The organism is Aromatoleum evansii, from assembly GCF_045689615.1.
Taxonomy (GTDB): Bacteria; Pseudomonadota; Gammaproteobacteria; order Burkholderiales; family Rhodocyclaceae; genus Aromatoleum; species Aromatoleum evansii.
The window spans coordinates 3,543,950-3,564,034 of the sequence record NZ_CP141259.1; the positions used below are offsets into that span (position 1 = coordinate 3,543,950).

The following is a 20,085-nucleotide window of genomic DNA, read 5'->3' on the forward strand; positions in this document are numbered from 1 at the left end:
CAAATAGGCAAACGGCGCCGGCCGAACGACCGGCGCCTCCGGTCATGTTTTTCAGCTCAGCTTGACCACGCCCTCCTGCAACTGAGCGAGCGGTTGTAGCGTCTGCGCCGCCACACCGAACTGTGCGTCGCCAAGGACAGACTGCGCCGCACCAACCCCGATTCCGGCCAAGGTGCCGTTCTTGCCATACTGGTAGGCCAGATCGCCCCCGATCGCGGCGGTATCGCTGCCCGACACATGGAACTCGAGCAGGGCCGATGACAGGTTCCAGCTCGTCAGGGCCGGATTAGCGGCCATTTCCTGATCGAAGCGGGTTGCGAGGCCCGCAAAATCGAACTGTTCGACTTTGTTGTCGAGTAGCGGATCGGCACCGGCGGCATCGAAGCCGGCCATGGCCTCGGCAATCACCTGCAGATTGGCAACGCTGCGCAAATTCGCGGGAACGTACCAGTCCAGCAGCGTGATGCTTTCCCCTGCACCGACATCGAGAATCAGGTTGTCCGCATCACGGCGCAGGGCCAGGTCGGAGTAGCTGATGCCCGTTCCGAGCGAGAGCGTGTCCTGGGCTGCGCCGTCTGCAACGAACATGTCGGCCCCGTCGCCACGATTGAACAGCGCGACATCGGCTCCCTCATTGAAGTTCACCCAATCGACGCCGGCACCACCAGCAACCACATCTCCCTGATAAAGGTAGATATGGTCCGACCCGGTTCCGCCGAACATGGCATCGTGGTTGTCTGCGCCGCCCAGGATATCTTGCTCACTACCGCCTTCGAGGATATCGACACCATCGGCGCCAACGATCAGATCATTGCCGGCTCCTCCACGCAGCACATCATCGCCCCCGGCTCCGAGCAAGGTGTTCGCTGCGGCATTGCCGACGATTTCATTGTCCAGGGCATTGCCGGTACCGTCGATGCTGGCGGTCCCGGTAAGCACGAGGTTTTCGACCTGATCGGTCAGCGAGTAGGAGATCGATGCCTCGACCACATCGTGGCTCTCCGGAATGTCTGCAAGGAAGGGATTGGCGACCTGGAAAAGGTCGACGCCGGCGTTGCTGTCGCCCTCGACCAGGTTGCTGGCATCACTGACAAAGGTGATGAACCGGCCATCAGCCGAAATCTTGGGACTGTTGCTCCACGAATTCGCCTGCTCTCCGGTTGCACTTACCGATACCCGCGCAAGCTCCCCGGTGAGCATGTCCTTGACAAAGATGTCGGGAGCAGCGTTCGTGTCACCGGCAACGAGTCTGGTCGAACTGCTCTGGAAAACGACAAAGCGGCCGTCAGCCGACACGTCGGGAATGTAATTCCCATAGTCATGTGCCGAGCCGTCGAAGCTTGTGGACACCCGGAGGACTTCGCCTGTCACCGTATCCTTGCGGAAAATGTCGGCCGTGTCGGGTGTGTCGCCCTCGACGAGTTGGGCGTCAGAATCGAAGACAACGTAACGTCCGTCGGCCGAGATTTCCGGATAGCCGCTGCTGTCGTTGCCTTCCGCGCCACTCGACGTGGTCGAGACACGGATCACCGTATCCAGCTCCGCATCGGCGAGGAACACATCCGAAGTGTTGTTGGTGTCACCATCAACGAGATTGGAGGAACGGCTTTCGAAGGTAACGAACCGACCGTCGTCCGAGATTGCAGTCACCGTACCAACATAGCTGTTGCCATCCGTGCCGGCAGGCGTATCCGACAGGCGGACAACTTCGCCGGTTTCCAGATTCTTGCGGAAGACGTCGGCCTCGCCATTGGTGTCGCCGGCAACCAGGTTGCTCGCACTACTGACAAAGGCCACGTACTTGCCGTCGGCACTGATCTGCGCGTATTCGCTATACGAATTGGCCTCTTCGCCGGTAACGCTGGTCGAGACCCGGACGACCTGGCCCGTTTGCGTGTCTTTGACGAAGATGTCGTCCGTGCCGTTGGTGTCACCGGCAACGAGGGTCGAATCGGCGCTGGAAAATACTACGTACCGGCCGTCCGCAGAAATGCTCTTCTCGCTGCCGCTCGCGATGTAGCTCAACGCCCCGCTCTCGGTGTCCTTCAAGACAATTCCACTGCTACCCGCGTATTGCGCGCCGAACACGACATAGCGGCCGTCGGCGGACACGCCAATGCGCCCTTCGAAGGTCGCGGCAAGCTGGTCGCCGGTCCCGTCGCGTGAAATGAGCGCGATCGCAGGCGCAGTGGTGCCGGGAGCGGCGACAGGGACTGTCTCGATCACCACGTCGCCGACGTTGTCGACGATATAGCGGTCGTCGCCGTCGCCTCCTTTGAGCGTATCGGCACCGGCGCCGCCATCGAGCGTGTCGTTGCCCGCACCGCCGTCGAGCTGGTCGGCGCCGCCATGGCCGTATAGCGCGTCATCGCCGCCCAGGCCGGAGATGAGATTGTTTGCGGCATCGCCCTGGAGCGTATCGTTGCCCTCGGTGCCGTCGATGGCGATCGGCGCCGCGGCGAGGAAGTCGGTATTCCACACGGTGCCGTCGGCGAAGGTCACCTGCTCGATGCGGTTGCCCAGGCCCAGGAACCAGTTGTGGACGGTGATGCTGTCGGACGTGCCGTTGATGACCAGCTTGAGCTGGTTCGTCGCGGTGGCCGGACGCAGGATGGTCACGTCCGCGGGATCGATGCCCGCACCGAAGGCGATGGTGTCGACGGCGGTCGAGCGCCAGTCGGCGTAGTCGTCGATGAAGTCCTGGCCATCGCCGAGGTTGAAGAGGTAGGTGTCGGCTCCTTCCCCGCCCGCGAGGGTGTCGTTGCCCAGGCCGCCGTTCAGTGTGTCCGCACCGGCCACGGCGTCATAGTCGCCATAGAGGACGTCGTTGCCTTCACCGCCTTCCATCGCGTCGTTGCCGGCACCGCCGTAGAGCGTGTCGTTGCCCGCCTCACCGCGCAGCACATCGTTGCCAGCATAGCCGTACACCAGGTCGTTGCCGCCGCGGGCCTCGAGCGTCTCGTCCCCGCCGTTGCGTCCATGGAGGATTTCGCCGTTGTCCGTGCCCACGATCGGCGCCGTCAGCACTTCCCAGGGGGCCGCCGCCAGCGTCGCCGTGTCCCAGACGCTGCCGTCGGCGAAGGTGACCTGCTCGATGCGGTACTCCGTGCCGATGAACCAGTTGGCGACCGTGATGCTGTCGGTGCTGCCGTTGATCGACAGCTTCAGCGAGCCTTCTTCCGTGCCGATGCGCGTCAGCGTCACGTCACCGGGCTTGATGCCCGCGCCGAAGGCGAGCGTATCGACCGCGGTCGAGCGCCAGTCTTCGAAGTCGTAAATCGTGTCCTGGCCGTCGCCGCGGTTGAAGACGTAGGTGTCCGAGCCGCCGTCCCCCCCCAGGAAGTCGTCGCCCTGGCCGCCGTTGAGCACGTCGGCGCCCCAGTCGCCCCGCAGCACGTCGTTGCCCGCTCCGCCTTCCATCGCGTCGTTGCCGGCACCGCCAAAGAGCGTGTCCTTGCCACCCTCGCCGAGCAGCAAGTCGTTGCCGTCCTGGCCGGACAGAACATCGTCGCCGTCTCGCCCGAGGATCAGGTTTGCCGACCCGTTGCCGTTGAGCCCCTCGCCAAAGGCGCTGCCCTCGATCGCAAACGCCGCCGCAGCGAGCACGTCAGCATTCCAGGTGGTGCCGTCGGCGAACTGCACCTGCTCGACGCGATTGGACACGGAGGCGAACCAGCCGCTCACCACCACCCGGTCGCCCGTGCCGCCCAGCACCAGGTACAGGTTGCTGGCGCTGTCACGATAGAGCTGCACGTCCTGCGGCGTGATTCCGGCTTCGAAGCGGATGGTGTCCACGTTGCCCGCGGTCGTGTCCGAGTCGCTGATCGTATCCACACCGTCGCCGCGCCCGAACAGGTAGGTGTCGTTGCCCGTCCCACCCAGCAGCGTGTCGTTGCCCGCGCCACCGTCGAGCTGGTCGGCGCCTGCCTTGCCGTCGAGAATATTGTTTCCGGCATTACCGGTAAGTACGTTCGCGGCGGTGTTGCCCGTCGCGTTGAGATTCTCCGCTCCCGTCAGGGAAAGGTTCTCGAGGTTCGCTCCCAGCGCATAGCTGACGCTGCTCAGGACTGTGTCGGTACCCTGGTTTAGCGACTCGGTAACCACGTCTGCGGCATTATCGACGACGTATGTGTCGTTGCCGGTTCCACCCGCCATGTTGTCGGCACCGCTGCCGCCATCGAGCAGGTCGTTGCCGTTTCCGCCACGCAGCGTGTCATTGCCCATCTCGCCGTAGAGCGTGTCGTTGCCTGCGCCGCCGTCGAGGGTGTCATTGCCGTCGCGCCCCCAGAGTTGGTCGTCGCCCACGCCGCCCTTGAGGGAGTCCGCCTGTGGCGTGCCGGTGTATGTCGCCATTGAAAGTCCTTTGCAGAAGAGTTGTTGCGTTGAGAATTTCCGTCGAACGGGTGCTGCAGGTGCTGCCAATCAGGTCGTCGCGGGCGCCATCGGAACCGGCTCCTCCCGCCGGTCGAACACACTCAGGTGCTGCCCGTGCCCCATATCGCCAAGCGTGACCACCTCGTCGACACGCAGGCCGCGCGGCAGGTGATGCGCAATGAAGAGCACCGAGACACGCCCCTTGAGGCGGTTGATGGTTCGAGCGATCTCCTCGGCGGCGGGCGCATCGAGACCGCTGGTGGCTTCGTCGAAGATCAGGATGCGCGGTCGCTTGAGCAGCGCGCGGGCAATGGCCAGTCGTTGCTTCTGACCACCCGAGAGTCCGGAGCCGTGCTCGCCCACGCGGGTCTGATAGCCCTGGGGAAGGGATTCGATATAGGCGTTGATGTCTGCCATCTTGCATGCCTCGATCACCTGATCGAAGCTGGCGTGCGGGTCGGCCGCTAGCAGGTTGTCGTATATCGTCCCCGAGAAGAGCACCGTTTCCTGAGGCACCACGCCGAAGTTGCCGCGCAATTCGTTGGCGCCGAGATGGCGAATGTCGAGTTCGCCCAGTTTCACCTGGCCGTCAGTCGGTTGCACGAAGCCCAACAGAAGCTTGGCCAGGGTGCTCTTGCCGGCGCCGGACGGCCCCATGAGGGCGACACATTTGCCAGGCGCCAAAGTCAGGTTGAAGCCCCGATACAGGTAGGGACGATCGTCCCCATAGCGGAAGCTCACGTCGCACATCGTGACGGTCGAGTCCGAGTTGCGCGCGCGCGAGGGCGTCAGTGAATAAGGCTCCGCGGGAGCATCCATGATGTCCCCGAGGCGACGGGCGGCAATGCTGACTTGCTGGTACTCCAGCCACATTCCGACCATGCGCATCACCGGCCCCGACACCCGGCCCGCGATCATCTGGAACGCCACCAGCATTCCCACACTGAAGCCTTCACGGGTCATCGCCATCCATGCCCCGGCGCACAACACCGACAGGGTCATGAGTTGCTCGAGGGTGCCGGAGAATACGTTGTAGGTATTGCTGAGCTGGCGGGCATTGAAGCTCGCCTCAAGATAATCGGCGAGGTTGCGTGAAAATTTCTCGGTTACCTGGGCTTCCATCTGCAGGGTTTTCACCGTGCTCATGCCACTGACGTACTCGGTGAGGAATGCCTGGTTCTGTGCACCGACCTGGAACTGCTTGTTCATGCGGTCGCGCAGGATCGGCGTAACGAGCAGGCTCGCTGCCACGATGACGGTCAGGATGCAAAGGACGATCAGGGTCAGTTGCCAGCTGTAATAGAACATCACGGCAACGAAGAGAAGCAGGAATGGCGTATCGATGACCAGCGAAACGGCTGCCCCGCCCAGGAACTGGCGCACGGTCTCGATTGCCTGGATGCGGGTGGTGATCAAACCGGTCGCGCGCTTCTCGAAGTACGCAACCGGAAGGCGCACCAGCTTTTCGAACAGGCTCCTGCCGAGAACGGCGTCAACGCGGTTTCCGGTATGCAGGATGAGGTACTGGCGCAGCCAGTTGAGGGCCGCACTGAAGACTGCGAAAAGCACGAGCGCTGCCGCAACGACCTGCAGGGTGCTGGTCGAATGATGGACGATCACCTTGTCGATGATGACCTGCGTGAGCAGGGGTGTGGCCAGTGCCACCAATTGCAGCGCGAGGGATGCAAGCAACACGTCGCGCCACACGATTCGGTGCCTCAGCATCTCCGCGGCGAACGTGCGCAGCCCGAATCGACGCGTTACCCCCTGCGAATCAGGATCGGGATGCCCGGCGGTCGAATCCGGGGTCGCGAGAAGGGCCGTTCCGGCGTATGCGCCCTCGAAATCGGCCCGGTTCAGCGTTTCGGGCTGGTTTGCCCCCATGCGTAGCAGCAGAACCCTGTCGCGGTCCGCACGCAGGAGGAGTGCAGGAACTGCGGTACAGGACAGCACCGGATCGCCATCCATGCCACCTTCCGTGGCGGGCTGCGGATCCGCATCCGGCGAACCGGGATGAAGCAGAACCAGAAGGGGCGCAGCGACCTCGTCGAATCCTCGCACCGGGACACTCAGCGTCCTGACCTTGAGTCCCAGACGCGGAAGTGCCGCAACCAGTTTTTCCAGATCGTACTCGGGAGCGATATCGCGCAGGAGCAGTTCCGCAGAAAACGGGCGACGATGAAGCTGACACAGGCTGCTCAAAGCCCAGAGAAACGAGTCTCTTGAAAAGCGGACCATCTGCATACCGCCAGTCTCCTCCCGGTCGGCAGTCGTATGCTCGATGCCGAATCGTTATCGCATAATTTCAGGGCTCCGCATGATAGTGATTCAACATTTCATAAACAAGATTTAAATACCATTTACCTATGCATTCAGCAATTCGTTAGCACTTTAGTATTTTCTAATGGCATCAAAACCTCCGACTAATCTTGCGCAAGGACGGGCCCATTCTGGGAAGACTCAGGACTCGATGCGCAGGAGCGCCCGCGCTTCGCCGGGCGTCGCGACGGCGCGCTCGATTTCGCGCGCAATGCGGGCGATGCGGGCGACGAGTTGCGCGTTGCTGGTTGCAAGCTCCCCCTTGCGGAACCAGACGTTGTCCTCGAAGCCCACGCGCACATGCCCGCCCAGCGCGATCGCCATCGCGGCGAGCGGAAGTTGCGCGGCGCCGATGCCGGCAACCGTCCACGTTGCACCGTGGGGCAGTTGCGAACGCAGGAACATCAGCGACTCGGGCGTGCCGGCCATCGCACCGGGGACGCCGAGCACGAGGTCGACATGCACCGGACCCGCGACGACACCCTTGTTGATCCAGCGCTGCAGGCTGTGCAGCATGCCGGCGTCGAAGATCTCGAACTCGGGTTTGACGCGAAATTCCTTCATCGTGTGGAGGAAATGCTCCATGTCGGCCGGCGGGTTGAGGAACACGTCGTCGCCGAAATTCACCGAGCCCATCGACAGCGTCGCCATCTCGGGGCGCAGCTCGACCGGCGCGAGACGCTCGGCAGCGGTCATGCCGACCGCACCGCCGGTCGACACCTGCACGATGACGTCGCAGCGCGCGCGGATCTTCTCGATGATCTCGGCGTAGATCGCCTTGTCCTGCGTCGGCGTGCCGTCCGGGTAGCGGGCATGGACGTGCACGATGGCGGCGCCCGCCGCGGCGCACTCCTCGGCCGCGCGCGCGATCTCGTCGGGCGTGACCGGCAGCGCGGGCTGCTGCTCGCGCGTGACTTCGGCGCCGGTCAGCGCGGCGGTGATGATGAGCTTGTCCATGGCGCGCTCAACGCACGTTGCGCTGGCACTCTGTCGGCACCACGCAGGTACCGGACGCGCGACAGACGACGATCGGCTCCGACAGTACGTCGCAAGCGGAAGGCTGGCCTTTGATCCCGGCCGGCACGATGACCTTGCGCGCCTCGAACTCCATCTTGCGCGAGGTCTTGCCCATGGCGACGATGCGGCCGGTGGCCTCGATGAAATCGCCGGAGCGCACGGGCGCAAGGAATTCGACCTTGTCGTAGGCGACGAAGAGGCCCTCGTCGCCGTCGCTGCGAATCAGAAGTTCGGTCGCGACATCACCGAAGAGCTGCAGCATCTTTGCGCCGTCGACGAGCTCGCCGGCGTAGTGGGCGTCGTGGGCGCTGATGCGCAGGCGGATGAGGCTGGTGATTTCATTATTCATGTTGTGTCCCTTATGCGGCGTGCCGCTTGATCCATTCGTTGATCGCGAAGGACGCGACGTCCTCCGCGTAGGACTTGGTGCCGAAGCCGGCGTCGTAGCCGAGCTCCTTCGCGAGCTCGTGCGAGATGCGCGGGCCGCCGACGACGAGGATCACGCGGTCGCGGATGCCTTCGGCTTCGAGGAGATCCGACAGGCGCGTGAGGTTGTCGAGGTGGATGTTCTTCTGCGTGACGACCTGCGACACGAGGATCACATCGGCCCGCTCCTCGATCGCGCGCGCGACGAGTTCCTCGGAGTCGACCTGCGCGCCCATGTTGATCGCGCGCACCTCGTGGTAGCTCTCCAGCCCCTTGTGGCCGTTGTAGCCCTTCATGTTCATGATCGCGTCGATGCCGACGGTGTGGGCGTCGGTCTCGATGCAGGCGCCGACGACGACCATCTTGCGCCCCATCTTCTCGGCGATCAGCGCGTTGATCGCGTCCTTGTCGAGGGTCTCGAACTCCGGCTTGGCGACCTTGATGCGCGAGAGGTCGACACGGTGCTTGCACTGGCCGTAGAGGACGTAGAACGAGAAGCCCTGCCCCATGTCCTCGGCGTGCACGACGGCCGGTTCGTCGAAGCCCATTTCCAGCGCGAGCTGGCGCGCCGCTTCCTTCGCGTTCTCGTCGAGGGCGACCGGCAGCGTGAAGGAAAGCTGCACGCGGCCGTCGTTCATCGTGTCGCCATAAGGTTTGACGAAATTCGGCTCCACCCGGTTTTCGGCGACCGTTTCGGACGTGTGTAAAGTGAGGTGTTTGCTCATGTCGGCGCTCATCTCAGTTCGCTCCCGCCAGCATCAGGTCCGGGAAGGGGTTGTAGTAGTCGGGCGACTTCGCGATCACGCCGTCGAGGCCCTTGCCGCCCTCCATCGTGCGCGAGATGTCGGCGAAGGTGCCGCGGCCGATCGCCGCCGGCAGGCCGATCTTCTCGATGTCGGCCAGTATCCCGACGGTCTCGGCGAGCACCTGCTGGGCGCGGCTCTCGATCCGCCCGCCAGCCTTGAACTCGACTTCGTCGTGCAGGTCGCGCATGGTGCCGAACACGTACTTCGCGTTCTGGATCGCGAGGAAGCGGTCCTGGATGAAGGGGGTGTGGATCGCCTCGGTCATCATCCCGAGCAGGTGGATGTTCTGCCCCGTGAGCGTGCTGACGACGTTGAACAGCGCGTCCTGGATGTGGCCGCGGAAGATGTTGCCGGTCATGTGCTTGGTGGGCGGCATGTACTTCAGGCAGGCCTCGGGGAAGACCTGGCGCACGAGCTGCGCATGCGCAACTTCCCACAGGAAGCCGTTCTCGAGGTCGGGGTTGATCTCGAAGGCGTGGCCGAGGCCCATCTGGTCGGGCTTGAGGCCCGAGATATACGCGAACTGCTCGTTGATGAGCTGCGACGCAAGCACCGTGTGCGCGGCATCGAACGCGTCGGCGGTCGTCAGGTAGTTATCCTCGCCGGTGTTGATGATGATGCCGGCGTAGGCGTTGACCATGCGCGAGAAGAACTGGTCGATGAAGGTGCGCTTCATGTTTATGTCGCGAAAGATGATTCCGTACATCGAGTCGTTGAGCATCATGTCGAGACGCTCCATCGCGCCCATCGCCGCGATCTCGGGCATGCACAGGCCCGAGCAGTAGTTCGTCAGGCGGATGTAGCGGCCGATCTTGGCGCCGACCTCGTCGAGCGCCGCGCGCATCAGGCGGAAGTTCTCCTGCGTCGCGTAGGTGCCGCCGAAACCCTCGGTCGTCGCGCCGTAGGGCACGTAGTCGAGCAGGCTCTGGCCGGTCGAGCGGATCACCGCGACGATGTCGGCGCCCTGCTCCGCGGCGGCGCGCGCCTGGACGATGTCTTCAAAGATGTTGCCGGTCGCGACGATGAGGTAGAGCCAGGGCGTGCGCGCCTCGCCGACCTTGTCGATCTGCTGTGAGCGCACGGCGCGCTGGGCGGCGATGTGTTCGCACATCTTCGCGGCGATGGCTTCGGCGGACTGGCGCGCGGCCTTGTCGTGCTTCGGACGGGCGAGCACGAGTTTGCCGGCAGCGACCGCTTCGGCGACCTGCTGGGCGGTCAGTGCATGTTCTGCCATCGCACCCGCGACAACGCTCGCAGCGCCGTGCGCCAAGAGCTTCTGCTCCTGCAGATGCGCGACGAGACGGTTCGGTAGCGGGATCTGATTGTCGTCCACGCCATCGACGCCCATCAGGCGCAGCGTCGCGCGCTCGACGGTGGTCGTCGTGTACTGGCTCATGTCGTCGAACACGCGGTGCGCGATACGGCGCGCAGATTCGCGCGCGCGGTCGATCTGGCCTTGGTCCAGATTGAGCTGACTCATTCGAAAACTCCTTCCTGCATGGTGTGTTCCTCGCGCATCACGTCGCTGACGACGTGATCGGGGAAGGCCCGGCGTGCTGCGTCGAGGAAGTCCCCGGCGTCGAAGCTGCCGCCGAGCGGCGAAAACGGATTGAGGGTGATGCCGGCGATGCGGATGCGCCTGAAAGCCGCAAGCCGCCCGCCCTTCGCCGTGAAGCTCGCGACGTCGGTCGCGTCGATGAAGAGCTTGGTGCCGTCGGCAACGACGACCGCGAGCGCCGGATGCTTCGCGAGCAGCGTGTTGAGCGCGTGCCACAGCGCGCGGCCGACGGCGCCGCTGACGGCAACCGTCTGGATCGCGGGTTCGTCTAGGCCCAGCAGCGTCGATGCGGCATTGAGCGTCGGGATGCGCGCGTCGAACACGCAGTCTCCGGCGCGGTTCCACACGCCGATGCCGCCGTGCGCGAACACGCCCATGCAACGCGCGGTCAGCACCTCGTCCGCGGCCGGGATGCCGAGGATCGCGAGCCGGTCGCGCGTCTTGCGGATCACGTCGGCAATGCCGCCGCCGATCGCCGCGCCGGTCGCGAGCACGACACCGTCGGCGATCGCGGGCGATGCGTGATGGCTGCGCCCCAGCGCACCGTCCAGCAGCACGAGCGCGCAGCCGCAGCCCTTCAGGATCGCGATGACCTTCTGCTGGTCGGAGCTGCGCGACGCGCCGGCGATTTCCATCTCGCCATGGTCGAGCGCGCGCACGATCAGGATCTCGCCCATCGGGCTCTCGATGCCGGTCGCGCCGATCTGCTTCCAGCGCACCTTCGCGCGCAACAGCGTGTCGCGCGCGGTGGCGACGAGGCTGCCGGGCCACACGAGCACCGGCGGCTTCGGGATCGAGAACACCTGGTCGCGGTCCTCGCCGTCGCGGCCGATCGACGTGATGCCGACCGTCGTGCCCTGGGCGTGCGCATGCGCGAGGAGATGGTTCAGGCACACCGTCTTGCCGGTGTTCTTGGTCATCCCCATCACCGCCAGCGTCGTCATGCCGGCCGCACGGATCTCGCGCCACAGCGCGCTCCCGGTCATGGCCAGCGCCTCAGACATACAGCGTCTCGAAGAGGCGGCGCAGCGTGGGCGATTCGCGCAGCAGTTCCAGCGCGAACACCGCGTGATCCTTCGCGTAGCCGTTGCCGACGATCATCTCGACGTCCTTGCCCACGCCTTCGGCGCCGAGCGCGGCGGCGGTGAAGCTCGTCGCCATCGAGAAGAAGTAGATCTTGCCGCCGTCGCGCGTCGACAGGATGCTGCCCATCTCGGTGTTCGGGATGTTCACACAGTTGATCACGACGTCCGCCATGCGCCCGCCGGTGAGTTCGGACACGGCCTCCATCATCGCCACCGCATCGGTCGCATCCGCCCGCAGCGCGTGATCGACCCAGCCGAGCTCGCTCATGCGCCGGCAGTCCTTTTCAAAGGGCGATACGCCGATCACGCAGCCCGCGGGACCGGCGCGCTTCTTGGCCTCGTAGGTGCACAGCGTGCCGGACTTGCCGCCCCCGCCGACGACCACGACCGTGTCGCCGGGACGCACCAGCCGCGCGGTCTGCGCCGGCGCACCGGCGACGTCGAGGATCGCGAGCGCGACCTTCTCCGGGATGTCGTCGGGCAGCTTCGCATACAGGCCAGTCTCGAACAGGATCGCTTGGCCGTCGATCTCGATCTGGTCCTTGTCGGCGTGCACGGCGCGGACCGCGTCGATGCGCAGCGGCGTCAGTGACAGCGACACCAGCGTCGCGAGCTTGTCGCCGACCTTCAGGTCGATCTTGCCCGCCAGCTTCGGACCGATCGCCGCGACGCGCCCGATCAGCATGCCGCCCGAGCCCGTCACCGGGTTGTGCATCTTGCCGCGCTGGCCGACGATGTCGCGCACGATGGCCGCGATGCGGCCGAGGTCGCCCTCGGCCTCGGTCTTGATCTGCGTGAAGCTCGCGGCGTCGATGTTGAGCGCCGACACGTCGATCAGGATCTCGTTGTCGCACAGCGCCATCGTGTTGTCGATCTTCCACGCGCCTTGCGGCAGCACGCCTTGCGGCTCGACGACGCGATGCGTGCCATAGGGGGAACCGTGCTTCATCCCGGCCCCCTTACGCGCGACTCTGCGACGGGACGCGGAAATCCAGGCCCAGGCCCGGCATCTCGACGGTGTCGCCCTTGTAGTTGCGGCACTTGATCGTCGTGCCCTGGCCGTCGCGGCGGATCTCCTCGGTCACATAGGTCGGGATGATCGGCAGCTTGCCGAGCCCGCCCAGTCCATCGACCACGAAGGTCGGCACCGCCGGCCCGCTGATCCAGCCGCGGATGCCTTCGTACAGCTCGAGCATGCGGTGGTAGGGCACGATGAAGTGGTGCGCGCCCTCGACCATGTCGGTCGAATAGACGTAGTACGGCCGCACGCCCATCTCGATCGCCTGCATGAAGAGCTCGCGCAGCACCGCGACGTCGTCATTCACGCCCTTCAGGCACACCGTCTGCAGCCCCATCATGATGCCGGCCTTCTGGATCAGCTTGACCCGCTCGCGCAACAGCGGCGTGATCTCCTTCGGATGGTTGATGTGGATGTTCACCATCTGCACGCGATGCTTCTCGAGGATCGCGCACAGCTCGGGCGTCACGCGGGTCGGCAGCTGCACGACCATGCGCGAGCCGATGCGCAGGAAGCGCACGTGCGGCGCCCGTTCGCGGATGGCGCCAAGGATGTAGTCGAGGCGCTCGTCGTCGAAGGTCAGCGGATCGCCGCCCGACAGCAGCACGTCGTCGATGCCCTTGTTGCTCGCGATGTAGTCGATCGAGCGCTCGATCTCGTCCTTGTGCACGGAACCGCTCGGCTGCGACACCATGCGCTTGCGGGTGCAGAAGCGGCACAGCGTCGAGCAGGTGTTCGACACGAGGAACAGCACGCGACGCGGGTATCGATGCACGACGCTGGTGCCCGGAACGGTGTCGCCCTCCTCGCCCAGTTCGTCGAGCAGGGTGTGGAAGCCGGGTTTCTGCTCCTCGTGGCGCGACGGCAGGTACTGCAGACGGATCGGGCAGTTCGGGTCGTTCGGGTCCATCAGCTGCGCCATGTAGGGCGTGATCGACACCGCGAACTTCTCGTACACGGTCCCGTTCACGTCCTCCATATTGTTCAGGACGTCCTTCAGCTCGGAGTGGTGGGTATAGCGGCGGGCGAACTGCTTCTGCCAGGGTTCGGAAGCCGGATCGTAGGCTTCCAGTTCGGCGCGCGTCAGCAGCTGGCGTGGCGAGATCACGACTTTCTGCAGCATTTTCCTGTCCCTCTTGTTCGTCGTTATGAATGGCCGCGGGGGCCTGACGAAGACGAGTTTAGGGATGGGCCGCGCCGGTCTGAACAGGCAAAGTGACTTTGAATATGCCCGTGAATCGGTCAAAATGACCGACGTTCGGACAATCTGATTTTTACCCTGCAAAACCCATGGACGACCTCGACCGCCAGCTCATCGAGCTGCTCAAAGTGAATGCCCGCCTGCCGGTCGTGAAGATCGCCCAGGCGCTCGGCTGTGCGCGCAGCACGGTGCAGTTGCGCCTGAAGGCGCTGGAAGATTCGGGAACGATCAGCGGCTACACGGTCAGCGTGACGAAGCCGCAGTCGACGCGTTCGATCCAGGCGATGGTGCTGATCTCGATCGAATCGAAGAACGAGCCGGACGTCGTGCGCGCGCTGAGGAAGCGCCACGAGATCACCAAGCTGTACTCGGTCAGCGGCCGCTACGACCTGTGCGGCATGCTGGAAACCGAGACCACGCACGAGCTGGACGCGGTGATCGACCGCGTGCGCGCGATCCGGGGCGTGGTGGATACCTTCTCGACGATCCTGCTATCGACGAAGCTCGACCGGCCGGGCTGATCCGTGCGACTTGCACGTAAGCCGAGCCGAGGGCGGTGAGCCGCCCATCCTTCGTTCTACGGCGGCGCCGCGACTCCCGCCCCGACTGACACACCGGCGTCACGCAAGCGCCCCGCTCCCCTGCTCCTCGCCTCCGACCCAATGAGCATCCTCGACACCTGCACCGAAACCGACATCACACGCTGGCTCGGGCCCCACGAGGTCGCCAAGGGGCGCGCCTATCTGGGCGCGGTATCCGACCTCGCCCGCGATGGCGAAACCCTGCGCGCCCGCGTCCAGGGCACACGGTCGCGGCCCTACCAGGTGGTGGTGCAATTCATGGGCGCCTCGCATTCCCGTTCCGCGCGACCCGTCTCATACTGCTCCTGCCCCGTCGCCATCGACTGCAAGCACGTCGCCGCCACCCTGCTCCGCTGGCTCACGGTCCGCAGCAGCGATCCGTCACGCCCGCGCGAACAGATCCTCGCCTGGATCGAGGCGTTCCGCGGCATCACGGCGCAGCAGCCGCCGACGACGCGCAAGCCCGCGCCGACCGCGCAGCACGCGCTCCTCTATCTGATCCGTTTCCACAACGGCTACCAGCAGTACGCCGTCACCTGCTTCAAGGCGAGGCTCGGCCGCGACGGTTCGGTTCGACAGACCGAGAGCTGGCAGAACATCGAGCGGGCGCTCGACACGCCGCCGTCCTTCGTCAATGACGCGGACCTGGAGATCCTGGGCCTGCTCTGGAGCCAGCGGCCGCGCGGGCGCTTCTTCCAGGACGCGCTGCCGCTCGATGGCCGCAACGCCGAACAGTTGATGGCACGCCTCGCGCGCTGCGGACGCACGCATTTCAATGACCTTGGCACAACCCCGCTGAGATTGGGCGAAGCACGCGCCGGGTCGCCGGAGTGGCACAGCACTGCGGACGGGCGACGCGCGCCGGGACTGCGCCTGACGCCTCCGGCGGAGGTCGTGCTGCCGCTGCTGCCGCCCTGGTACGTGGACCGCAAGGCGAACGAGATCGGCCCCGTCACCCTCGACGCCCCCGCCGAACATGTCGTGCGCCTGCTGTGGCTGCCGCCGCTGACGCCGGTCGAAGCCGAGATGATCAGCGCGACGCTGGCCGAACTCGCCCCTGCCCTGCCATTGCCGAGCACGCTCGGCGAACCGCCACTGGAACTGTCCGGCCCGCCCGTGCCGGTGCTGCGCATCGACACGCTCTCCACCTACGACATCCACTTCCGCAACTACCCGCGCTATGGCGCGACGCTGTTCGACTACGCGACGCTCGCGTTCCGCTACGGCCCGCTGACGATCCCGCCCGGCAACGCGCCGATGTTCCACACCCTGCCCGACGGCCGCAGCGCCCGCCTGCAGCGCGACACCAAGGCGGAATCGGCCGCCCTCCGGCGCCTCGGTCAGGCCGGGCTGGGCAAGGTGGGCCTGCGCAGCGTCTCCAGCGCCTACGGCGCCCTCCCCGAACATGCCTTCGGCCTCGCCAGCGAGGACGCCTGGGGCCCGTTCACGGCAAACGAAATCCCTGCCCTGCGCGCCGAAGGCTGGGCGATCGAACTGCCGCCCGATTTCCGCCACCACGCCATCGACATCACCGACGTGACGCTCGACGTGGATGAAGCCGATGGCGGTTGGCTCGACATCTCGCCCGGCATCGAGGTCGACGGCCGCACGCTCGCCCTCGCGCCGCTGCTGGCCGAACTCTTCGGGCGCGACGGGCGCTGGCTGGGCGGCGGCCTCCATCGCATCGCCGACGAGGAGGCGATCATCCTGCACCACGACGACCTCGGCCGGCTGCGCATCGCGGCCGGGCGCCTCAAACCGCTCGTCGGTGCATTGGTGGACCTGTTCGACCGCCCCGAAGGCACGCTGCGCGTGTCGCGTCTGGACGCCGCGCGGCTGGCCGACCTCGACCTGCCCGGGCGCGGTCGCGACGCCCTCGCCGAGCTCGCCCGCCGCCTGCGCGACGCCCGCGGCATCGAAGCCGTCGCTGCGCCAGCGGATTTCAACGCCGTGCTGCGCCCCTACCAGCTCGAAGGGCTCGCGTGGCTGCAACACCTCGTGCGTCACAATCTGGCCGGCATCCTCGCCGACGACATGGGGCTCGGCAAGACCGCGCAGGCGCTCGCCCACCTCCTCACGGAAAAACACGCCGGGCGACTCGACCGGCCCGCCCTGGTGATCCTGCCGACCTCGCTGGTGTTCAACTGGCAGGCCGAAGCGGCACGCTTCACGCCCGGCCTGCGCGTGCTGAACCTGCACGGCCCCGACCGCCACAGGCGTTTCGAGCAGCTCGACGGCATCGACGTCGCGCTCACCACCTACCCCTTGCTGTGGCGCGACGCCGACGCGCTGCAGGCGCACGAATGGAGCCTGCTGATCCTCGACGAGGCGCAGACGGTGAAGAACGCCGCGAGCAAGGGCGCCCAGGTCATCCGCCAGCTGCGCGCCCGCCATCGCCTCGGCCTGACCGGCACGCCGCTGGAAAACCACCTCGGCGAGCTGTGGGCGCAATTCGACTTCCTGCTGCCCGGCTTCCTCGGCACCAGCAAGGACTTCACCCGCCTGTGGCGCACGCCGGTCGAAAAGCGCGGCGACACCCAGCGGCGCGACCTCCTCGCCGCCCGCATCAAGCCCTTCATGCTGCGCCGGCGCAAGGAAGACGTCGCGAAGGAGCTGCCACCCAAGACCGTGATCGTGCGCAGCGTCGGCCTGGAAGGCGGGCAGCGCGACCTGTACGAGACCGTGCGCGCGGCGATGGACGACAAGATCCGCCACGAGATCGCCGCGAAGGGCTTCGCGCGCAGCCAGATCGTGATCCTCGACGCACTGCTGAAACTGCGCCAGGTGTGCTGCGACCCGCGCCTGCTGAAGAGCACGGCTGCCGCGGCCAGGGTCAAGGAGCGCGCCAAGCTCGACCACCTGATGGACATGCTCCCCGAGCTGGTCGCCGAGGGCCGCCGCATCCTCGTGTTCTCGCAATTCACGCAGATGCTCGCGCTGATCGCCGCCGAACTCGACCGCGCCAGGATCAGCTGGGTCGGACTCACCGGCGACACGCGCGACCGCCGCACGCCGGTCGAGGATTTCCAGCGGGGGCGCGCCTCCGTGTTCCTCATCAGCCTGAAGGCGGGCGGCGTCGGCCTCAACCTGACCGCGGCCGACACCGTGATCCACTACGACCCGTGGTGGAACCCCGCCGCCGAAAACCAGGCCACCGACCGCGCCCACCGCATCGGCCAGGACAAGCCGGTGTTCGTGTTCAAGCTGATCTGCGCCGGCAGCATCGAAGAACGCATCCTCGCGCTGCAGGACCGCAAGGCCGCGCTCGCCGCCGGCGTGCTGTCGGAAGACGCCGACGCGCTCGCCAAGTTCGGCGCGGACGACATCGCCGCCCTGCTCGCACCGCTGCCGGCCGCGACGGCCTGAGTTAGCTGCGGACGGCCGCGTGGCGCCGCAACTACTCGGCGAACGTGCCTTCGTCCACGCATCGGCATGCTATATTTGCCATCAAATTTGATGTCTTTTTTCAACGAGGTGCCCGATGGACAAGATCATCGCCAGCATGACGGTGAGCGTGACCGAGCTCAAACGCAACTTCGCGGGCATTCTCCGGGAGGCCGACGACTGTCCCGTGGCGGTGCTGAACCACAACCGGCCCGAAGCCTACCTGCTCTCGGCCGCCCACTACGAGCGGCTGATGGCGTACCTCGAAGACCTCGAAGACGCCCGGACGGTGCGCGAGCGCGCCGACGGCCCGTTCGTCGAGGTCGGTCTCGATGACCTATAGGCTGCGCTTTCACGAACTTGCGCTGCAGGAGTGGAAAAAGCTCGACGGCAGCCTGCGCGCACAGTTCAAGAAGAAGCTGGAAGAGCGGCTGGCCAACCCCCGCGTTCCCTCGGCGGCACTCGCGGGCATGCCCGACTGTTTCAAGATCAAGCTGAGAAGCGTCGGATACCGGCTGGTCTACCGTGTCGACGACGACATCGTCTTCGTGACGGTCATCGCCGTCGGGAGACGCGACCGAAACTACGTCTATACGCAAGCGCAGGGGCGGCTCGAAGAATAGTTTCTACGCCGGCTGCCGCCCGCGAAGGCCTGAGTCAGCTGCGGACGACCGCGTGGCGCCGCAACCACTCGGCGAACGCGGCCTCGTCCAGCTCGCCCGCGGCGACTGCGAGCATCGCCGCCGTCGCCTCGGCCTGGGTCGCACGCAAGCGGTAGCCGTTCAGATGCAGGAACAGACCGACGCAGAGAAACGCCGCCCGCTTGTTGCCATCGACAAAGGGGGGGTTTTTCGCCACGCCGACCCCGTAGGATGCGGCCAACGCGGCGCAGTCAGGCTCACCATATGCGACGAGATTGAGCGGCCGCGCCAGTGCGGAGTCGAGCAAACCCTCGTCACGCATCCCCGACGCGCCACCATGCTCGGCGAGACTTTCGTCGTGCAGCAGGACCAGCGCCCGCTTGTCGATCCAGCGCCAGCGCGTCATCGCGGACCCACGTTCACTTCGCCAGCTCGTGGAAGGTGTCGCGGAACTCCCGCATGAACTCGCGGCCTGCGTCGAGCTGCTCGGCGAGCGTGGGATCGTAGGGGGTGATCGTGTAGCCGTCGGGGCTTTCCGTGACGAAAACCGTGTCGCCCTTTTCCAGCTTCAGGCGCGCAAGAATCTCCTTTGGCAGGACGAGTCCGACGGAATTGCCGATCTGGGTGAGTTTCAGCGCGTGCATGGCCGCATCCCCGCGACGAGTTATAACACCTGTAATAATAGACGATGAACCGGTGCGTGCCTTCTCTGCACACTCTCGGGCATGGGGCACTGTTACAAGATCAAGCTGAGAAACGCCGGTTACCGGCTTGTCTATCGTGTCGACGAGGATGTCACCTACATGACCGGGGTTGCCGTGGGGCAGCGCTAAGCCTTCGGCTCATCCGCCCTGCGACAGCTGCTGATCCATCCTCGCGGCCAGTCGGCGAAATTCGTCCATGCTCGTCAGTAGCCCGCCTCTTTTTGGCGCCGGAAGGCCAGGACATACACCGCACCGTCGGCCGGTTCATGGCGGTACAGCGCCACATAGCCGGAGTCCCCGAAGGCAATCACCAATTCGCGCAACTCCGGAATGTCAGGGAACGGCCGGCCAAGGTCGGGAGCCGTTTCCAGCAACAGGACTTGGCGCTCGATGGCCTGGCCGGCCCGTCTGGCGGCTTCCGGATCCTTGGCGGCCAGAAACCGCCGGCATCGTTCCAAGCCTTCCGCTGCGCCTTCGGTGACGATTACTTGTGGCACTCAGGCACGGCCTTCTCGTCTTCGGTGCCCCAGGTGTTCAACCAGGTGCGCACTTCCTGGCCGGTCAGGTGCCGGCCGGTTTCCTGATAGGCCGCCCAGGATGCCAAGGCTTCCTGCTTGAAGCTCTCGCGGGCTTCCTCGCGCTCGACGTATTGCCGGATGGCTTCGAGCATGATCCAGTGGGCCGAGCGGCGGCGCTGACTGGCGAGGTGCTGGACGCGACTTTTCAGCGTGTCGTCGATCTTCAGGGACGTTGCCATACCGGGCCCCTTATCACTAGGTAATACCAAGTGATAACGTAGCCTTTTCGGCCCTGTCCGTCAAACGCTCACAAGAGACTCATTGCCTGCCGGGTTATTGATTACACAGTCAGACACGCATCCGTGAACCGATGTCGCTCCCAAGGCAATTGCACGGACCTTCGTAGGGCGGGAGGAGCGCAGCGTATCCCGCCGATCCACCGGCCGAAGGCAT

The 20,085-nt window shown here is 65.4% G+C and carries 17 protein-coding genes; 4 read left to right on the top strand and 13 right to left on the bottom strand.

The genetic code is table 11. The features are described from left to right. Positions 1-51: 51 nt before the first annotated feature. The 9 genes from U5817_RS16610 to U5817_RS16650 form a co-directional block, all read right to left on the bottom strand. A complete protein-coding gene (locus tag U5817_RS16610) occupies positions 52-4,353 on the bottom strand; it encodes a calcium-binding protein (protein ID WP_407278107.1) in 4,302 nt (1,433 codons plus the stop codon). A 69-nt stretch (positions 4,354-4,422) separates the two neighbouring features. Beyond that, positions 4,423-6,618 (bottom strand): peptidase domain-containing ABC transporter, encoded by a 2,196-nt coding sequence (locus U5817_RS16615; RefSeq protein WP_407278108.1) that lies wholly within the window; start codon positions 6,616-6,618, stop codon positions 4,423-4,425. 216 nt (positions 6,619-6,834) lie between these two features. Beyond that, positions 6,835-7,650: a 3-keto-5-aminohexanoate cleavage protein gene (locus U5817_RS16620; protein WP_407278109.1), complete on the bottom strand. Its 816-nt coding sequence runs from the start codon at positions 7,648-7,650 to the stop codon at positions 6,835-6,837. 7 nt (positions 7,651-7,657) lie between these two features. Beyond that, a complete protein-coding gene (locus U5817_RS16625; RefSeq protein ID WP_407281089.1) occupies positions 7,658-8,047 on the bottom strand; it encodes a hotdog domain-containing protein in 390 nt (129 codons plus the stop codon). A gap of 22 nt (positions 8,048-8,069) precedes the next feature. Beyond that, entirely contained in the window at positions 8,070-8,861 is a 792-nt protein-coding gene (locus U5817_RS16630; RefSeq protein ID WP_407278110.1) for an OAM dimerization domain-containing protein, read from the bottom strand. Between the two features lie 13 nt (positions 8,862-8,874). After that, positions 8,875-10,422, bottom strand: a complete 1,548-nt coding sequence (locus U5817_RS16635) for a lysine 5,6-aminomutase subunit alpha (RefSeq protein ID WP_407278111.1) — start codon at positions 10,420-10,422, stop codon at positions 8,875-8,877. After that, positions 10,419-11,486 carry a hypothetical protein gene (locus U5817_RS16640; protein ID WP_407278112.1) on the bottom strand — a complete coding sequence of 356 codons (1,068 nt, stop codon included), beginning with the start codon at positions 11,484-11,486 and terminating at the stop codon, positions 10,419-10,421. The genes U5817_RS16635 and U5817_RS16640 overlap by 4 nt, the downstream gene beginning before the upstream one ends. 10 nt (positions 11,487-11,496) lie before the next feature. Further along, on the bottom strand, positions 11,497-12,534 hold the full coding sequence (locus U5817_RS16645; protein ID WP_407278113.1) for a zinc-binding dehydrogenase: 1,038 nt from the start codon (positions 12,532-12,534) through the stop codon (positions 11,497-11,499). Positions 12,535-12,544: 10 nt separating this feature from the next. Further along, a complete protein-coding gene (locus U5817_RS16650) occupies positions 12,545-13,726 on the bottom strand; it encodes a KamA family radical SAM protein (RefSeq protein ID WP_407278114.1) in 1,182 nt (393 codons plus the stop codon). A gap of 167 nt (positions 13,727-13,893) precedes the next feature. Here U5817_RS16650 and U5817_RS16655 point away from each other — a divergent pair, with 167 nt between their 5' ends. The 4 genes from U5817_RS16655 to U5817_RS16670 all read left to right on the top strand — a co-directional run bounded on the left by U5817_RS16655 (position 13,894) and on the right by U5817_RS16670 (position 18,392). Then, positions 13,894-14,325: an Lrp/AsnC family transcriptional regulator gene (locus tag U5817_RS16655; protein ID WP_169128690.1), complete on the top strand. Its 432-nt coding sequence runs from the start codon at positions 13,894-13,896 to the stop codon at positions 14,323-14,325. 141 nt (positions 14,326-14,466) lie between these two features. Then, the gene (locus tag U5817_RS16660) at positions 14,467-17,751 is read left to right on the top strand and encodes an SNF2-related protein (protein WP_407278116.1); all 3,285 of its coding nucleotides are present in this window, start codon (positions 14,467-14,469) and stop codon (positions 17,749-17,751) included. Positions 17,752-17,866: 115 nt separating this feature from the next. Further along, positions 17,867-18,112, top strand: coding sequence for a type II toxin-antitoxin system Phd/YefM family antitoxin (locus U5817_RS16665; protein ID WP_169128685.1), 246 nt, complete (start codon positions 17,867-17,869; stop codon positions 18,110-18,112). After that, positions 18,102-18,392, top strand: coding sequence for a type II toxin-antitoxin system RelE family toxin (locus tag U5817_RS16670; RefSeq protein ID WP_407278118.1), 291 nt, complete (start codon positions 18,102-18,104; stop codon positions 18,390-18,392). Before U5817_RS16665 ends, U5817_RS16670 begins: the two co-directional genes overlap by 11 nt. A 34-nt stretch (positions 18,393-18,426) precedes the next feature. Here the strand turns inward: U5817_RS16670 and U5817_RS16675 are convergent, their stop codons facing one another. From U5817_RS16675 to U5817_RS16690, 4 genes are all read right to left on the bottom strand, one after another. Next, entirely contained in the window at positions 18,427-18,816 is a 390-nt protein-coding gene (locus U5817_RS16675; RefSeq protein ID WP_407278119.1) for a type II toxin-antitoxin system death-on-curing family toxin, read from the bottom strand. A gap of 13 nt (positions 18,817-18,829) precedes the next feature. After that, entirely contained in the window at positions 18,830-19,054 is a 225-nt protein-coding gene (locus U5817_RS16680) for an AbrB/MazE/SpoVT family DNA-binding domain-containing protein (RefSeq protein WP_324127304.1), read from the bottom strand. 263 nt (positions 19,055-19,317) lie between these two features. Further along, positions 19,318-19,572 carry a type II toxin-antitoxin system RelE/ParE family toxin gene (locus tag U5817_RS16685; RefSeq protein ID WP_407281090.1) on the bottom strand — a complete coding sequence of 85 codons (255 nt, stop codon included), beginning with the start codon at positions 19,570-19,572 and terminating at the stop codon, positions 19,318-19,320. Positions 19,573-19,598: 26 nt separating this feature from the next. Further along, positions 19,599-19,871 carry a CopG family ribbon-helix-helix protein gene (locus U5817_RS16690; protein WP_407278120.1) on the bottom strand — a complete coding sequence of 91 codons (273 nt, stop codon included), beginning with the start codon at positions 19,869-19,871 and terminating at the stop codon, positions 19,599-19,601. Positions 19,872-20,085: the final 214 nt, after the last annotated feature.

Bases quoted from the DNA above. Each gene is read 5' to 3' on its own strand.
- U5817_RS16670 (WP_407278118.1), top strand. From the start codon at position 18,102: ATGACCTATAGGCTGCGCTTTCACGAACTTGCGCTGCAGGAGTGGAAA.
- U5817_RS16645 (WP_407278113.1), bottom strand. From the start codon at position 12,534: ATGAAGCACGGTTCCCCCTATGGCACGCATCGCGTCGTCGAGCCGCAA.
- U5817_RS16615 (WP_407278108.1), bottom strand. From the start codon at position 6,618: ATGCAGATGGTCCGCTTTTCAAGAGACTCGTTTCTCTGGGCTTTGAGC.
- U5817_RS16610 (WP_407278107.1), bottom strand. From the start codon at position 4,353: ATGGCGACATACACCGGCACGCCACAGGCGGACTCCCTCAAGGGCGGC.
- U5817_RS16675 (WP_407278119.1), bottom strand. From the start codon at position 18,816: ATGACGCGCTGGCGCTGGATCGACAAGCGGGCGCTGGTCCTGCTGCAC.
- U5817_RS16640 (WP_407278112.1), bottom strand. From the start codon at position 11,486: ATGACCGGGAGCGCGCTGTGGCGCGAGATCCGTGCGGCCGGCATGACG.
- U5817_RS16660 (WP_407278116.1), top strand. From the start codon at position 14,467: ATGAGCATCCTCGACACCTGCACCGAAACCGACATCACACGCTGGCTC.
- U5817_RS16635 (WP_407278111.1), bottom strand. From the start codon at position 10,422: ATGAGTCAGCTCAATCTGGACCAAGGCCAGATCGACCGCGCGCGCGAA.
- U5817_RS16630 (WP_407278110.1), bottom strand. From the start codon at position 8,861: ATGAGCAAACACCTCACTTTACACACGTCCGAAACGGTCGCCGAAAAC.
- U5817_RS16665 (WP_169128685.1), top strand. From the start codon at position 17,867: ATGGACAAGATCATCGCCAGCATGACGGTGAGCGTGACCGAGCTCAAA.
- U5817_RS16620 (WP_407278109.1), bottom strand. From the start codon at position 7,650: ATGGACAAGCTCATCATCACCGCCGCGCTGACCGGCGCCGAAGTCACG.
- U5817_RS16655 (WP_169128690.1), top strand. From the start codon at position 13,894: ATGGACGACCTCGACCGCCAGCTCATCGAGCTGCTCAAAGTGAATGCC.
- U5817_RS16680 (WP_324127304.1), bottom strand. From the start codon at position 19,054: ATGCACGCGCTGAAACTCACCCAGATCGGCAATTCCGTCGGACTCGTC.
- U5817_RS16690 (WP_407278120.1), bottom strand. From the start codon at position 19,871: ATGGCAACGTCCCTGAAGATCGACGACACGCTGAAAAGTCGCGTCCAG.
- U5817_RS16650 (WP_407278114.1), bottom strand. From the start codon at position 13,726: ATGCTGCAGAAAGTCGTGATCTCGCCACGCCAGCTGCTGACGCGCGCC.